We start from the raw sequence: 15,982 nt of genomic DNA on the forward strand, positions 1-15,982 counted from the left end.
CGGTGTGACCGCCCCTGATTCAGACTCCGACTCAGCGCCCAACGTGATTGCCGCGCTGTTCGACGTGACGTCCGATTCAGTCGGCGACGAACATGTCGAACAGGTACTTGCCGAATTCGGCTTTGGCGCAACGGAGGTCGCGGAGACCGCGGCCCTCATCCGGGCCAGTCGGTCGGAATTTCGGCGACTTCGCCGTCGCGAGAACGAATTGGCGGTTCTCTATTCGAGTGCACGTGAGCTCGCGCAGGTTCGCGACGTGGACACACTGCTGCAGAGGCTGGTCAACCGCGCACACGACATCATGGGCACCGACGTCACGTACCTGTCCGAGTTCGACGTGATCACTCGTGACCTGAATGTTCGAAAGACGGCCGGCGCGGTCTCGCCGGAACTCCAGCATCTGCAAGTTCCTGCCGGCGCGGGACTGGTCAGCGCGATTGCCGAATCTCGAGCAGCCCAATGGGTTCAGAACTACAGCGACTACACGCAGTCGCGCCATGACGAAGTGGTCGATGCCGCGATCGTCGCCGAGGGTCTGGTGGCGATTCTCGGCGTGCCGATGCTCTCCGACGGCCAGATCCTCGGAGTCCTGTTTGCCGCCGACCGCCGGGAACGACGATTTACCGCAGATCAGATCGCCCTGCTCTCGGCGCTGGCTGATCACGCCTCGGTAGTCCTGCAAACCGCACGGGCGCTGGACCGCGCCGAGGAATCCGCCGCCGAGACCGGGCGAGCACTCGACGAGCTGCGCGAGCACGTGTCCGCGCGGGACAAATCGAACATCGTCCACCAGGATCTGATCCACGCCGTTCTCCGCGGCGGCGGATACGCCCAGGTTGCACGAACCCTCAGCAGCTCGCTCGAGCGCAGCACCGTCGTCGTCGACAGTGAGCTACGCCCTCTCGTGAAATCCTCTGGCGAGCAGATCACGACGGTGCCGTTGTCTCTTCCTCCCGCCGTGTCCGAGGCCATCGACCAGAGTCGCCGAAGCGGCCGATGCACGTTTGTCGCCGATGACAGTGAGACCGTGATCCAACTCGTCAGCGCCGTCACCGCCGGAGAATCGTTCCTCGGGGCCATCTTGCTGAATCGTTCGGACGCGCCGATCGGCCCCGTCGAACTCCGGACCGTGGAACGGGCAGCTCAGGTCACTGCCATCCTCGTGTTGCAACACTCGGCGGCAGCAGCAGCGGACCGGCGTGCACGTGACGAACTGGTCGCCGACTTGCTGAGCACTGCGCCCGAGCGCAGGCGCGATCTCGAACGTAGGACCCGCAACCTCGGCATCTCCCTCGGCGAACTGGACACCGTCCTCGTGGTGTCGGTCGCTCCGGAACTCCGCACCGCCGCGCTCCGCGCAATCGGGCAGTCTCTGCCGGTAGCGGGGTTGGCGGCGCAGCATGCCGGATTGATCGCGGTGGTCTCGCGCTCGGGAAACCCGGCAGCCGCGGCGACGGTCATTCACCGTCAGATCACCGGTTCGGTAGGACCGCACGCAGTAGTCATTGCGCCGACGACGGCGGAACGCCCCGAAGAGCTCCCGGCGCGCTTCACCTCGGCGCTGCGCACGGCCCGCCTACTCACGGCATTGGGCAAGACCGACGGCGCGGTCACGACGGCGTCATATCTGCCGTACACCGTTCTGTTCGGCGAGAATCCGGAATCACTTCATCAGTTCATCGACGAAGTAATCGGCCCGGTACGCGCGTACGACCGCGACAAGGACACCGATCTCACCGCGACCCTTCGTGCCCTGGTACGCAACGAAGGGAGCCCGACCAAGGCTGCCCGCGCACTCAACTATCACCCCAACACCGTCGTTCAGCGTCTCGACCGCATCCGTACGCTCCTCGGTCAATCGTGGCGCGAAGACGAGAACTTTTTCCGGGTGTCCATGGCGACGAGGCTCGACGAACTTCGGGACGTGGGAACCGAAGAGGCCGGAAGCGGCATCACCGACAGCACCGATGGTGCATGACACTACAATTTCGACCGATCGATGTGTCGTGAGCACGTGGCCTGGCAGGCATCAACCTCCCTACTGTGAAGCGGAGCACAGAACCACTTCAGGAGGACGACCCCACGTGTCTATGAACAACCGGTCCATCAACAGCCGCATCGCCGATTTCCGGTCCTACGACGTCGCCGCACGACGCGCCGAGATCGTCCGCCAGACCGACCTGACCGAAGCAGACATCGCGGTCTACGACGCCGCCGACGGCCTCACCATCGACCAGGCCGATCGCATGGTCGAGAACGTCCTCGGCGTCATCGGCATCCCGGTCGGCGTGGCCACCAACTTCACGGTCAACGGCACGGACTACCTGATCCCGCTCGCCACCGAGGAGCCGTCGGTAGTCGCAGCCGCAAGCAACGCTGCTCGCATCGCACGCGGACTCGGCGGCTTTCACGTCTCGAGTACCCCGCCGATCATGCAGGCCCAGATACAACTCGTCGACGTCGTGGATCCGGCAGCCGCCCGTATCCGACTCCTCGAGGCACGTGAAGAAATCATTGCACTCGCCAACGAACAGGACCCGAAGCTGGTCAGTGTCGGCGGTGGCGTGAAGGACATTTCGGTACGCATCGTTTCTTCGGACAAGGCCACCTACGTCGTCCTTCACCTTCACGTCGACGTACGAGATGCCATGGGCGCCAACGCCGTCAACACGATGGCCGAGGCAATCGCGGATCGAGTCGCCGAGATCGGCGGCGGACACGTCGTCCTGCGCATCCTCACCAACAAGGCCGATCTGCGGCTGACACGCGTTCGCGCCGTGTTCGACGCCGAATTGATCGGCGGCGCAGAGGTTGTGGACAACCTGATCCATGCCGCACGCTTGGCGGAGCTGGATCCCTACCGCGCCGCGACGCACAACAAGGGCATCATGAACGGCATCAGCGCCGTGGTGCTGGCGACCGGAAATGACACGCGCGCAGTCGAAGCCGGGTGCCACTCCCATGCAGTCAACGCCGACGGGATCTACTCGTCGCTCTCGCATTTCGAGAAGAATGCCGACGGAAACATCGTCGGCACCCTCGAGCTACCCATGCCGGTCGGCCTCGTCGGCGGGGCCACCAAAGTGCACCCCGTAGCGCAGGCCGCAATCAAGATGCTCGGCGTCGAGAGCGCCGAGGAACTCGCCGGCATCATCCTGGCAGTCGGCCTGGCGCAGAACCTGGCTGCTGTCCGCGTTCTGGCCAGTGAGGGTGTCCAGCGCGGACACATGGGGCTGCACGCCCGCAACATCGCTGCCACCGCCGGAGCGCAGAAGAGCGAGATCGACGCCGTGGTGGCACGCCTGATCGCGGACAAGAGCATTCGCGTCGAGCATGCCGAGAAGGTTCTCGCCGAGATCCGCGGCGGAAACTGACGACAATGACCGAAACAGTTGCAGGATCACCGGTGTGGAAGCCGGCGCCTCATCGAGTGCCGGCGCCGGGGCTGCCGACCTCGGTCCGGATCTACGAAGTCGGGCCACGCGACGGACTTCAAGCGGAAACAGCGGTGATCCCGACCGAGACGAAAGCCCAGTTCATCGAACGCCTGGTCGCGGCCGGCTCCCGCACTGTCGAATTGACGAGTTTCGTCTCACCTCGATGGATCCCGCAACTTGCGGACGCGGAAGAATTGATGGGTCGGCTGCACCTGCCGGACTCGGTACGTACGGTCGTTCTTGTCCCGAACCGCAAGGGTCTCGAGCGGGCCGTCGCCGCCGGAGCAAGCGAGGTTGCAGTATTCGTCAGCGCCACAAAGGAATTCGCGAAACGCAACCTCAATTCCACGGTGGACGGCGCGATCGCCGCGGCTGCCGAGGTCACTACGGCCGCCCGAGCCCTGGGACTTCCCGTCCGCGGCTACATCTCCATGTGCTTCGGCGACCCCTGGGAAGGCTCCGTGCCCGTCGAGCGTGTCGCCGACATCGCAAAGACCCTGATCGACAGCGGTGTCACGTCACTCTCACTCGGCGACACCATCGGCGTCGGCACACCTGGCCATGTACTCGCTTTGCTCGGCGCCCTCCGAGAACGTGGCATCCCCACATCGCAGATCGCCATGCACTTTCACGACACCTACGGCCAGGCGCTGTCGAACGTCTATGCGTCGTTGACCGCTGGGGTATCCGAATTCGACAGTTCCGCAGGTGGTCTCGGACGGTGCCCATATGCCAAGGGCGCGACCGGAAATCTCGCCACCGAGGATCTGGTGTGGATGCTCCACGGCCTCGGGATCGACACCGGCATCGACCTGGATTCGCTCACCGACACAAGCAGCTGGATGGCCGAACAGGTCGGCCACTCGAGCCCGTCCCGAGTTGTCACCGCCCTCCGCGCAGCACGCACCTGACACCCGCAACGCAAGCCCCTCATCTCGCAAGCCCCTCCCTGTACGACCCCGCCATGCATGACACTGGAGAAGACTGATGTCACCACCGCAGCCGGCAACGACGCCGACCACCACGACCGAGCCGACCGAGCAGCAGACATACCTCGAAGTCTGGGGTGACACCGTCAACGGTCGACACCTCGCGATCTCCGTTGCAGTCGGCAGTGTCGTCGGCGCCTCGGCCCTTCTCGCGGCCCAGGCACTGTTCGAACGGGTCGTCAGCGAACCGTCGTTGGCCCAGGCGTACAGCCTTCTGGTCGGCATCGCGGCCTGCCTGCTCGCCGGCGTGGTCTGCGGAATCTTCATCAAGCCGAAGCGGATAGTCGCCTTGGCCGCCGCCGACGCGGAGTCGATCGACGGTGTCATCACGACGATGAGTGAACAGCGCCAGGGTCTGGGCACTCTCGCCGACATTCCGGAGCAGAGCCGACAGGAACTTCGCGAGCTGGGTCTGTACGACCACTTCGCCGCTGCCGAGGCCGAGCACGCACGGGTCTCGAACACACCGAAGGACGGTGGGCGCGCATGAGTTCGGTTCTGACCAACGAAATTCTGATTGCCGTTCTCTTCGGCATCATCGGTGCGGTCGCGTTCACGTTCATCGGATTGATCTCCGGCACGGACGAGACCGCCACGATCGCACCGCTGACTCTGCTCGTGATTCTGCTCGGCGCTCCCCCGGCGGCGGTCTTCACGTTCTTCCTCTCCGGTGCGATCGCCAAACACATGACTCACGCGGTGCCGACGATGCTGCTGGGCATTCCCGGCGACACGATGGCGATTCCACTCTTGCCGGAAGCGCAGATGATGCGCTCACTCGGCATCCCGCACATCGCACTCCGCAAGGCGATCTCGGGAGCAGTGATCTCGGCGTTCGTCGCTGTGCCGGTTGCCGTTTTGTTCGCGACCATCCTCGCGCCGTTCGCGGACACCGTTCAGTCGATAGCACCGTGGCTGTTCCTGGTCGCCGCCATCGGCATCGCCTACGCCTCACCAGGCCGCTGGGCCGGGGTTGTCGCCCTCGTTCCCTTCGTCATCTTGATCCTCGGCGCCCGCGCGTTGACGTCGAATTACGATGTGTCGCTGAACATCAGCTACTTCCTTGCGATCGCAGTCGGGCCGCTGATCGCGGACCTCGCATTGACCTTGGGCCCGTCGAGCCGTAAGGACATGGAACGCAGTGAACCCAAAACCGTTGCATTGGCCCCGGACATCAAAGGATGGAAGGGATACTTCCCCAATCCTCTGAAGGTCCTCGATCGCAAGCAGATCGGTTACACCGCCGCCGCTTCCACGGTGTCGAGCGCAACCTTCGTCTTCAGCCCGGTCGCCATGACTGTTCTGATGGGTGAGCTGGTAGGTGCGCGGATCAAGAACGGCTATCACCGACTGACCACAATGGTCTCGGCGAAGAACGGTACGACGGAATCCACCTACATCGCGGAAACCCTCATCCCACTCGTCGCTTTCGGCCTTCCGCTCAGCCCGCTCGCGGCAGGCCCCGCAGCCCCTCTGTTCAACGCTCCACCGGTGTTCGAGACCAATCAGGAAACCGGAGTGATCAACAATCTCTCCACGTACCTGACGCAGTGGGAGTTCCTGCTCTACGGACTGCTCGCAGTGGTCACGGCAACGGTCATCGCATACCCGTTTGCCATGAACTACGCGTACCGCGCTGCGTCAGCGGTGGTCAAGCACATCAGTCACGAAGCTGTGATCGCGGTGTTCACGGGACTGGTCGTGGTCATCAGCATCTGGGAGGGCGGCATCCTCGGGCTTCTGATCACCGTGACGGTCGGCCTGGTCGGTGGTCTTCTCGGGCGCCTGTTCAAGATTCACGGCGGAGTTCTGTTCATGGGTTACTACGTAGCGCTGTTCAGTGTTCCTGCGCTGATCAATCTGTTCTGAATCGGTCGACTCCACCACCACGTGCGGACCCGCAACAAACTGCGGGTCCGCACGTATTTCTTCAGCTACCGACCGTGAGCGCCACGGTTCGATTGCGGTCCAACTTCTTCGCTCGATACAACGCCTCGTCAGCGCAATCGACCAATTGCGTCAGGTCTGCGTCGCCGTGGGGTGAACACGCGACGCCGATGCTGACCGTCGGCCCGAATTCACCCAATACTGCCGACGAATTCTCCGCTTGCGCGCGTCGAATCATCTCGGCTGTTTCGGTCGCACCCTCGAGATCGACGCCGGCCATCAGTACGACGAACTCCTCGCCGCCCAATCGGGCGAAGAGATGCTTGTCATCGAGGTGCCGCCGCACCTGATCGGCAAAACTCACCAACGCCGTATCGCCGGCACGATGACCGAGGTTGTCGTTCACCATCTTGAAGTGATCCAGATCCATCATCAGGACGCTGACCGGACGTCCAGAGTGGCGACGCGGATCGGTCGCACCCGTCACGCTGCCGCCTCGCCGCAGGAATTCGTCCCGGCGCAACGCACCGGTGAGATCGTCGTGGGTGACGGCCTGGGTGAGTGCCTCGAGCGCGCGGCGACGCTCGAGGATCACGCAGGCCACCGCGATCGGCGCTACCGCCAGCAGCGACAATCCGATCTGGACCGACGCGCTGACCGGCGAGACGCCCTCGCTGGACAATCCGAGATGGCCGTCGGCCGTCAGTACCAACGTCCAGGCAGTTGACACAGCGGTGAGCACCGACGTGACAAATACATTGGTGAGCAAGGCTGCAGTCACCAGCGCCGGCATGGCAAACGCGATCGCTCCGGCACCGCCTATCACCCACTCCAAGATGATGCAGACGGCCAGCAGCGCCGTCGGAACGACTGATCGACGCACAAGCGTGGCAACAGCTTTCGGTTCTCGATCCACGCGTCGAAGCGACGGGAATGTCAGCACCAAGGGGACGATGGTCATGTAGTTGACGAACTCACTCGAGAACCAGAGCAACCAGCCGGCCCACCACTGCCCGCCGAACAGCACGCGGTTCGCGATTCCGCCCACGAGCGCCGCTATCGACGCGGCGGCGACAGTCATCGACACGAGATAGCCGACGGACTGAATACTGGTCAGTCGACGGTCCTCACTGTCGACCCAGCGAAAGGCGTAGAAGCCGCTCGCAACCCCGACGATGTTGGCCGCGTTGAGCCACACCGTGGACTCCCATGCCCCACCGGTGATCAGGTCGGCTCCGACATAACCGACTACGACGCAGATCCAGGTGAGCAGTGTGGCGGAACGCGGCGACCGAAAGAGGATCCCGAGTAGCAGCGCGTTCGCCGGCCAGAAGACTGCAAGCGTGCCCGGCAGACGGCTCAGAATTCCGACCAGGCACGAGACGAAGACGACTACGCCGATAAGCAGTGCGCGACGTACGGCCGATGACGACAACGACTTTTCGACCGTGCTCACCACCTACATTCGACTGACCTACTCACAATTCGACAACCACTGTCGGTGACCAAGGCGCCCCGGATGCAGGGTCGCCGCAAGACACCCGTCGAAATATACCGACCGGAATCGTACGCGAGGGACGTCGAAACCCAAGGCGCCCCACTGTGCCTTGGCTATCGATGCGGACAAATCGGATGTTACGTCGTCAGTTGGTCAAATGAAGTTCACCGAGCGTGATCGAAGCGGTGCGAGCAAACTCTCGGACACTCGCGCCTCCACTTCCGGCAGGCATTACCCCGAGAAGGGGAACACCGCCGACCGAGACCAGATCCTCGCGATTGCATTTCTCGGCGAGGTCCGGTTCCTGCGGCCACGAACCGATCACCAATCCGGCGCAGTCCACGCCGGATGCACGTAGGGCTTCCACGGTCAGTGCCGTGTGATTGAGCGTGCCCAGGCCGGACGCAACCACCAGCACCACTGGCGCTGCCAGAGCCGCGGCAAGATCGCGAGCGGTGAACCCGTCGACGCCCAAGCGGACCAGCAAGCCGCCGGCGCCTTCGATCAGGGTCAGGTCGTGGGTGGTGTCCAGGTCGCGAGCAACTCGGACTACTTCGTCGAGCGCCAACAACGGCAGACCACTTCGACGGGCAGCAGTATCCGGCGCCAAAGGTTCGGGATACCGCGCCAACTCGACCAGCGTCACGCCGCCGCCGGTCAGACGCTCGATCTCGGCCAGATCACCCGCACCGTCCACGTCGACGCCGGTCTGGGCCGGTTTGAGCACTGCAACCGACTTGCCCGACTGCAAGGCCACCGATGCCAATGCGGCTGTCACCACTGTTTTTCCGACGTCGGTCGACGTTCCGGTCACCAGGAAAATGCTCATGCTCGGGCTCCGGCCAATACTTCGCGCAGTACGAGAGCGATCTGCTCCATCTCGGATGCGGACAGCGTCGCTCGTGCGGTCAGACGCAGCCGTGACGTTCCTTCCGGAACCGACGGCGGGCGGAAGCAACCGACATGCAACCCCTGATCCCGGCACGCCGACGCGGCATCGAACGCCCGCTGCGGATCACCGAGAACGACTGAGACGACAGCAGATTCAGGCGACGGAGCACCGGTGACGTCCGCCAGCTCGGATGCCCGGGCCAGGACGTCGAGCGCTCGCGTCGGCTCACGCTGGAGTACGGCGAGTGCAGCCCTGGCCGCGCCTACGGCGGCCGGTGCGAGCCCGGTGTCGAAGATGAACGTTCTTGCCGCGTCGATGAGATGCGCGCGGATCTTGTTGTCACCGAGCACAACTCCGCCCTGGCTGGCGAGCGACTTGGACAGTGTTGCAGTCACGACGACGTCGGGTTCACCGGCCAGGCCCGACTCGTGGACGAGTCCACGTCCACCGGCACCGCGCACACCGATGCCATGCGCCTCGTCGACCAACAGGATCGCCCCGTACGCGCGGCACACCTGATGCATCTGCCGCAGTGGCGCGAGGTCTCCGTCGGCACTGAAGACCGAATCGGTGACGACCAGCGCTCGCTCTTCCACTCTGCTGCGCAACGTGTCGGCGAGAAAGCCCACGTCCGAATGCGGAGCAACGGCGACCCGAGCACGTGACAGGCGGCAGGCATCCACCAGCGAGGCATGCGATCCCGCATCGGAGACGATCAACGACCCTGGACCCGAGAGCGCCGTCACCGCGCCGAGATTGGCTGTGTAACCGGAGGAGAAGACAAGTCCGGAGTCCGCCCCGACGAACTCGGCCAGTTCGACTTCGAGCAGTTCGTGTTCGGTGGTGGTGCCGGTGACCAGACGCGAGCCCGTGGCGCCCGCGCCCCAACGGCGCAGAGCCGCCGCGGCACCCTCGATCACATCGGGGTGCCGCACGAGTCCGAGGTAATCGTTCGACGCCAGGTCGATCAACGGGGAGTCGACCGTGCGAGGACGGAGTTCGCGACGCAGTCCAGCGGCCCTGCGGTCCGCTTCGACGGCCGTCAGCCAATTCAGCGAGGTGTTCACTTTTCCGACCATACTTGAACACCGTTCAACTCAATGGTTAGGGTGCATCCGTGCTCACAACCGGACTTGATCCCCATGACGTCTCCGCCATCGATGCCGATGTCCTCTGGCATCCGTACGGATCGTTTCCCGCGTCGACTCGTCCGCTGATCGTCGACTCTGCGCAGGGGGCTACCCTGACGCTCTCCGACGGCCGCCGATTGGTCGACGGGATGAGCTCGTGGTGGGCCGCCATTCACGGCTACCGCAATCCCGTGCTCGACACCGCCGCCGCACGGCAGCTCGGCAAGATGAGCCATGTCATGTTCGGCGGACTGACGCACGAACCCGCCGCTCGCCTCGGGCGACTGCTCGTCGACATCACACCACCTCACCTCGACAAGGTGTTCCTCTCCGACTCCGGTTCGGTGGCCGTCGAAGTCGCAGTGAAGATGTGCCTGCAGTACTGGCGGAGCCTCGGAAAGCCGTCGAAGAATCGTTTGATGACCTGGCGCGGCGGATACCACGGTGACACCTTCACCCCCATGAGCGTCTGCGATCCCGACGGCGGCATGCATTCTCTCTGGACCGACGTCCTGCGTCCTCAGGTCTTCGCGCAGGCTCCCCCGGCGGGCTATCTCCCCGAATACGTGCAGGAGTTGGAATCGCTCTTGGCCGAGCATCACGAGGACCTCGCAGCGGTGATCGTGGAACCGGTGGTTCAAGGCGCCGGCGGAATGCGTTTCCACGATCTCGCGTACCTGATCGACCTGCGTAACCTCTGCGACAAGTACCACGTCCTCCTGGTCTTCGACGAGATCGCGACCGGATTCGGACGCACCGGAGAATTGTTCGCCGCCGATCACGCCGGCGTCAGTCCCGACGTCATGTGCGTCGGCAAGGCACTGACCGGCGGGTACATGAGTCTGGCAGCAACGCTGTGCACCACGGAGATCGCGGAGACCATCACTGCCGGTGAGGGCGGCGGACTGATGCACGGCCCCACCTTCATGGGCAATCCACTCGCGTGCGCCGTCGCGGTGGCGTCGACCGAACTTCTGCTTGCGATGGACTGGCGGCGTGACGTCGCAACCCTCGAACGTGGCCTCGCTCGAGGCCTCGCCGAAGCCATCACAATTCCCGGGGTCGTCGACGTCCGCGTCAAAGGCGGAATCGGAGTGATCGAACTCGAACAGCCGGTCGACATGCAGAGCGCGACCGATGCAGCCGTCGACGCCGGCGTCTGGCTCCGGCCGTTCCGCAACCTCGTATACGCGATGCCTCCGTACCTGTGTTCGGAGGCAGAGGTGGAACAGATCACAGCCGGAATGCTTGCAACCGCCCGCAGCCAGGCGAAACGGTGATCGGCACCGTAGACAGTCGACGAGATTCGATCGGCTGCACCCGATAGGGTCTGATTCATGGATCAACCGCCGAGCGAGACCTCAGCCACTCCCATCCCGGTATGGCCTGGCAGTGCGTACCCACTCGGTGCCACCTACGACGGCGCGGGGACCAATTTCTCGCTCTTCTCCGAGGTCGCCGAGGCCGTCGAGCTGTGCCTGATCGCCAAGGACGGAACCGAAACCCGCATTCGGATGGACGAGGTCGACGGTTACGTCTGGCATGCGTACCTTCCGTCGGTATCCCCCGGCCAGCGATACGGCTACCGCGTTCACGGGCCGTACGATCCGGCTGCAGGTCTGCGATGCGATCCGAGCAAGCTCCTGCTGGACCCGTACGGAAAAGCGTTCGACGGAGACTTCGACGGAGACCGTTCGCTGTTCTCGTACGACGTCGAATCGGCGGCGGACCCCGAACCTTCAGGAGACGACGAATCTCCCGCCGTGGAGCCGCAAGAGGCTACCGACGAAACGAGTTCGGAAGCCGAATCGGACGAGGTGGGCCTCGAAGACGACTCGCCCACGGGCGATCAGGAATCGGACGAGGTCCTCGAGCCCGAACCCTTCGAGCCGGAACCACTCGTCGACGAACCCGCCACCATCCCTTTCCCCCAACATGATTCGCTCGGCCATACGATGTCGACCGTCGTCATCAACCCGTTCTTCGATTGGGCGTCCGACCACTCGCCGAAGCGTCCGTATCACGAGACGGTCATCTACGAAGCGCACGTCAAGGGTATGACCGCGACGCATCCCGGAGTTCCGGAGGAATTGCGCGGCACGTACGCGGGGCTCGCTCATCCGGTGATCATCGAGCACCTCACCGATCTGGGTGTCACGGCGATCGAACTGATGCCGGTCCACCAGTTCATGCACGATCAGGTGCTTCTCGACCAAGGTCTGCGAAACTACTGGGGTTACAACACCTTCGGCTTTCTCGCTCCACACACCGACTACTCCTCGGCCACGAAACCCGATGCGGCCGTAGCGGAATTCAAAGCCATGGTGCGCAGCTTCCACCAGGCGGGTATCGAAGTGATCCTCGACGTGGTCTACAACCACACCGCCGAGGGCAATCACATGGGGCCGACCATCAGCTTCCGCGGAATCGACAATGCCGCCTACTACCGCCTGGTCGACGGCGACGAAGAGCACTACATGGACTACACCGGAACGGGCAACAGCCTCAACGCCCGTCATCCGCATACGCTGCAATTGATCATGGACTCTCTGCGGTACTGGGTCACGGAGATGCACGTCGACGGTTTCCGCTTCGACCTCGCCTCGACACTCGCCCGTGAACTGCACGACGTGGACCGCCTTTCGGCCTTCTTCGATCTCGTGCAACAGGATCCGATCGTCAGTCAGGTGAAGCTGATCGCCGAACCGTGGGACGTCGGCGAAGGCGGTTACCAGGTCGGCAACTTCCCCGGCCTGTGGACCGAATGGAACGGCAAATACCGCGACACCGTCCGCGACTACTGGCGTGGTGAGCCGGCAACGCTGGGGGAGTTCGCCTCCCGTCTCACCGGATCCTCTGATCTCTACGAGGCCACCGGACGTCGCCCTGGCGCGAGCATCAACTTCGTCATCGCTCACGACGGTTTCACCCTGCACGACCTCGTCTCGTACAACGAGAAGCACAACGAAGCCAACGGTGAGAACAACAACGACGGCGAATCGCACAACCGATCGTGGAACTGCGGAGTCGAAGGCCCCACCGACGACCCGGAAATCCTCGAACTGCGTGGACGTCAGAGCCGAAACATACTGGCTACGCTGATGCTCAGCCAGGGCACCCCGATGCTTGCTCACGGCGACGAGATGGGCCGAACTCAGCAGGGTAACAACAACGTTTACTGCCAGGATTCGGAACTGTCATGGATGGATTGGACTCTCGCGGAAACCAACGCCGACCTCGTCGAGTTCACCAAGCGCGCAATTGCCTTGCGCGCCAAGAACCCGGTCTTCCGGCGTCGTCGATTCTTCGAGGGGCGACCTATTCGAAGCGGCGACCAGAGTCGCGACATCGCCTGGCTCACGCCGTCTGGCGAAGAGATGACTCCGGCCGACTGGGACAGCGGTTTCGGCAAGTCGTTGGCTGTCTTTCTCAACGGTGACGCGATCCCGGAACCGAACTACCGCGGCGAGCGCGTCACCGGAGATTCGTTCCTTCTCTGCTTCAACGCCCACTACGAAGATCTCGAATTCTCCACCCCCAACGCGGACTACGCGTCGGAGTGGACCGTCGTACTGGACACCTCGGTCCCCACCGGTGAGAGCGATACCGTGATCAAAGCCGGAACAACATTGGATGTAAAAGCGCGAGCATTGACGGTACTTCGCAGAACCGCTTGAGGGAGACGTGCACATGGCCCCGATAACCAGCACCTACAGACTGCAGTTGCGACCGGATGCATTCACTCTTCGTGATGCGGCCGCACAGGTGGACTACTTCGAGGCATTGGGGGTCTCACATCTCTATCTCTCCCCCATCCTCACTGCGACGTCCGGATCGACGCACGGCTACGACGTCACCGATCCGACAACCGTGTCCGAAGGACTTGGTGGCCGCGAGGCCCTGGTGGAGCTCTCGCGCGCCGTTCGATCACGTGGGATGGGCCTGATCGTCGATCTGGTCCCCAACCACGTCGGTGTCGCCAAACCTCGCGAAAATGCTTGGTGGTGGGACGTTCTCACGCACGGGCAGTCGTCGGAGTACGCGCATTTCTTCGACATCGATTGGGCCGAGGACAACGGAGCCAACGGCGCCGACGGCAAACTCTCACTCCCGGTACTGGGTAGCCCGGACGATCTCGACGCACTGACTGTCGAGAAAGACGGCGAGGAAACACTTCTCGCGTTCTACGAGCACCGCTTCCCCATCGCTGCCGGTACTGAATTCGGATCTCCACAGGAGGTGCACTCCAGGCAGTCGTACCGACTCGTACCGTGGAACGCCGGGATCGTCAATTACCGACGGTTCTTTGCCGTCAACGAACTCGCTGCGCTGCGCCAGGAGGACCCCCACGTCTTCGAACTCTGCCATCGGCAAGTGAAGTCGTGGGTCGACGAAGGACTGATCGACGGCGTTCGCATCGATCATCCGGACGGACTCGCGAATCCGGCGGAATATCTCGGGCGCCTGCGAGAACTGATCGGACCAGATCAGTGGCTCGTGATCGAAAAGATCCTCGGCCATACGGAACCACTCGATCCGATGCTCCCGATCGACGGCACCACCGGATACGACGCCCTCAATCAGCTGGGCGGCATTTTCGTCGATCCCGCCGCCGAACTCGAATTGACCGAACTCTCGGCAGATCTGACCGGCGACGACGGGGACAGTACGTGGTTGCATCACACCGAACGTCAGTTCAAACGCGACACCGGGCGCGGTGACCTGGCACCGGAGGTTCGCAGGCTCGTACGTGCAATCCGACGCGAAACCGGAAGTCGTTGCAGTGAGACCGAACTGAACGACGCAGTTGTCGTCGCGATCGCTCGGATGCCGGTGTACCGATCCGACTACAGTCCCCTCGCCGGTTTGGCCGCTCGGATCGTCGGTGACATGCACGAATTGGCTCCCGGACATGAACCATCGTTCAACGTGTTGGCGCAATCCCTGGTGAACAGCGGTGAGGCCTCAGTTCGCTTCCAGCAGGTGTGTGGCGCTGTCATGGCCAAGTCCGTCGAAGATCGACTCTTCTATCGGACGGCGCGCCTGGTCTCACGTCAGGAAGTCGGCGGCAACCCTGCATCGCTTGCCGTCTCCGTCGCCGAATTCCATCTCCACAACGCGGACCGAGCGAAGCGGTGGCCGCGCGCGATGACGAGTCTGTCCACTCACGACACCAAACGCGGCGAGGACGTGCGGGCACGGATCGGTGTTGTGTCTCAAGTGCCGACCCTGTGGGCCCGGCTGATTCGCGAGTGGGAAGACGTGTGCCCCAGCCCTGATCCGCTTACCGGATTGTTCTTGTGGCAGAACATCATCGGTGTGTGGCCGACGGACGGCCGCTCGGCAGCCTCGGTTCCAGAGCTGCGCGAGCGTTTGCACGCCTATGCGGAGAAAGCCATCCGCGAGTCCGGCGCCAGGACTTCCTGGAACGATCCGGACGTCGACTTCGAGTCGGCAGTGCACCGCTGGATCGACGAGGTGATCGACGGCCCGGTCGGTGATTCGGTCAGCGAATTCGTCGGCCGGATCGCGCGTCACGGCTGGTCGGACTCTCTCGGCCAAAAGCTGCTCCAACTTCTCGGGCCCGGCGTTCCCGACGTCTACCAGGGCACTGAGCTGTGGGAGGACTCGTTGGTCGATCCGGACAACCGGCGGCTTGTCGACTACGGAACGAGGCGATCACTGCTCGATTCCGGCGCCGCGCCGATCGACGCAACAGGAACCGCAAAGTTGCACCTCGTTCGCACGGCACTGACACTGCGGCGGGAGAACCCCTCGTGGTTCGATCACGGTGAGTACCGGCCGGTCTTCGCTTCAGGTTCCGGATCCGGTCATCTGGTCGGCTTCTCGCGCGGCCCGGCAGGTGATCCGCCTATGGTCGTTGCTCTGGCGACGCGACATTCGCTCAGACTCTCGTCGCACGGTTGGAGAGATACGCGAGTGGACCTGCCAGATGGCGAATGGGTCGACGCACTGAGCGGACAACCCGTCTTGTCTTCGGATGCGCGGGACATCTTCGCTGCCGGGCCATGTGCCCTGTTGACCAGGGTGCGCTGAGCGGTTTCCGCTGACTGGGCATTCACCCCCGAAAAGAACTTCGTCGCGCTAACTTCCGAAGAGCAGATCATCACCACTAGTCGGAGGTTTGA

11 protein-coding genes are annotated in these 15,982 nt (G+C 63.3%); 8 read left to right on the forward strand and 3 right to left on the reverse strand.

Features of this window, described 5'->3' with window-relative positions:
- Window positions 1-4 precede the first annotated feature (4 nt).
- From M1L53_RS15505 to M1L53_RS15525, 5 genes are all read left to right on the forward strand, one after another.
- The gene (locus tag M1L53_RS15505; protein ID WP_054186702.1) at window positions 5-1,978 is read left to right on the forward strand and encodes a GAF domain-containing protein; all 1,974 of its coding nucleotides are present in this window, start codon (window positions 5-7) and stop codon (window positions 1,976-1,978) included.
- Between the two features lie 112 nt (window positions 1,979-2,090).
- Window positions 2,091-3,374 carry a hydroxymethylglutaryl-CoA reductase, degradative gene (locus M1L53_RS15510; protein ID WP_037129754.1) on the forward strand — a complete coding sequence of 428 codons (1,284 nt, stop codon included), beginning with the start codon at window positions 2,091-2,093 and terminating at the stop codon, window positions 3,372-3,374.
- Between the two features lie 5 nt (window positions 3,375-3,379).
- Window positions 3,380-4,348 carry a hydroxymethylglutaryl-CoA lyase gene (locus tag M1L53_RS15515; RefSeq protein WP_082931393.1) on the forward strand — a complete coding sequence of 323 codons (969 nt, stop codon included), beginning with the start codon at window positions 3,380-3,382 and terminating at the stop codon, window positions 4,346-4,348.
- A gap of 76 nt (window positions 4,349-4,424) precedes the next feature.
- Window positions 4,425-4,916: a hypothetical protein gene (locus M1L53_RS15520; protein WP_003941716.1), complete on the forward strand. Its 492-nt coding sequence runs from the start codon at window positions 4,425-4,427 to the stop codon at window positions 4,914-4,916.
- The gene (locus M1L53_RS15525) at window positions 4,913-6,295 is read left to right on the forward strand and encodes a tripartite tricarboxylate transporter permease (RefSeq protein WP_003941745.1); all 1,383 of its coding nucleotides are present in this window, start codon (window positions 4,913-4,915) and stop codon (window positions 6,293-6,295) included. The genes M1L53_RS15520 and M1L53_RS15525 overlap by 4 nt, the downstream gene beginning before the upstream one ends.
- A 61-nt stretch (window positions 6,296-6,356) precedes the next feature.
- On the opposite strand, the gene M1L53_RS15530 is transcribed toward M1L53_RS15525, so the two are convergent.
- The 3 genes from M1L53_RS15530 to M1L53_RS15540 form a co-directional block, all read right to left on the reverse strand.
- A complete protein-coding gene (locus M1L53_RS15530; RefSeq protein WP_232318955.1) occupies window positions 6,357-7,769 on the reverse strand; it encodes a GGDEF domain-containing protein in 1,413 nt (470 codons plus the stop codon).
- 187 nt (window positions 7,770-7,956) lie between these two features.
- Window positions 7,957-8,640 carry a dethiobiotin synthase gene (bioD, locus tag M1L53_RS15535; RefSeq protein ID WP_054186689.1) on the reverse strand — a complete coding sequence of 228 codons (684 nt, stop codon included), beginning with the start codon at window positions 8,638-8,640 and terminating at the stop codon, window positions 7,957-7,959.
- Window positions 8,637-9,782 (reverse strand): 8-amino-7-oxononanoate synthase, encoded by a 1,146-nt coding sequence (locus M1L53_RS15540; protein ID WP_054186688.1) that lies wholly within the window; start codon window positions 9,780-9,782, stop codon window positions 8,637-8,639. The genes bioD and M1L53_RS15540 overlap by 4 nt, the downstream gene beginning before the upstream one ends.
- A gap of 38 nt (window positions 9,783-9,820) precedes the next feature.
- Here M1L53_RS15540 and M1L53_RS15545 point away from each other — a divergent pair, with 38 nt between their 5' ends.
- Genes M1L53_RS15545 through treY form a run of 3 tightly spaced genes read left to right on the forward strand, consistent with a single transcriptional unit; the run spans window position 9,821 to window position 15,890 of the window.
- Complete coding sequence (locus M1L53_RS15545; RefSeq protein ID WP_054186687.1) at window positions 9,821-11,113, forward strand: adenosylmethionine--8-amino-7-oxononanoate transaminase; 1,293 nt, start codon at window positions 9,821-9,823, stop codon at window positions 11,111-11,113.
- 57 nt (window positions 11,114-11,170) lie between these two features.
- Window positions 11,171-13,510 carry a glycogen debranching protein GlgX gene (glgX, locus tag M1L53_RS15550; RefSeq protein ID WP_054186686.1) on the forward strand — a complete coding sequence of 780 codons (2,340 nt, stop codon included), beginning with the start codon at window positions 11,171-11,173 and terminating at the stop codon, window positions 13,508-13,510.
- Between the two features lie 13 nt (window positions 13,511-13,523).
- Window positions 13,524-15,890, forward strand: coding sequence for a malto-oligosyltrehalose synthase (gene treY, locus M1L53_RS15555; protein ID WP_054186685.1), 2,367 nt, complete (start codon window positions 13,524-13,526; stop codon window positions 15,888-15,890).
- Window positions 15,891-15,982: the final 92 nt, after the last annotated feature.

It is taken from the genome of Rhodococcus sp. T9N (genome assembly GCF_024436645.1).
Classification (GTDB): Bacteria; Actinomycetota; Actinomycetes; order Mycobacteriales; family Mycobacteriaceae; genus Rhodococcus_F; species Rhodococcus_F qingshengii.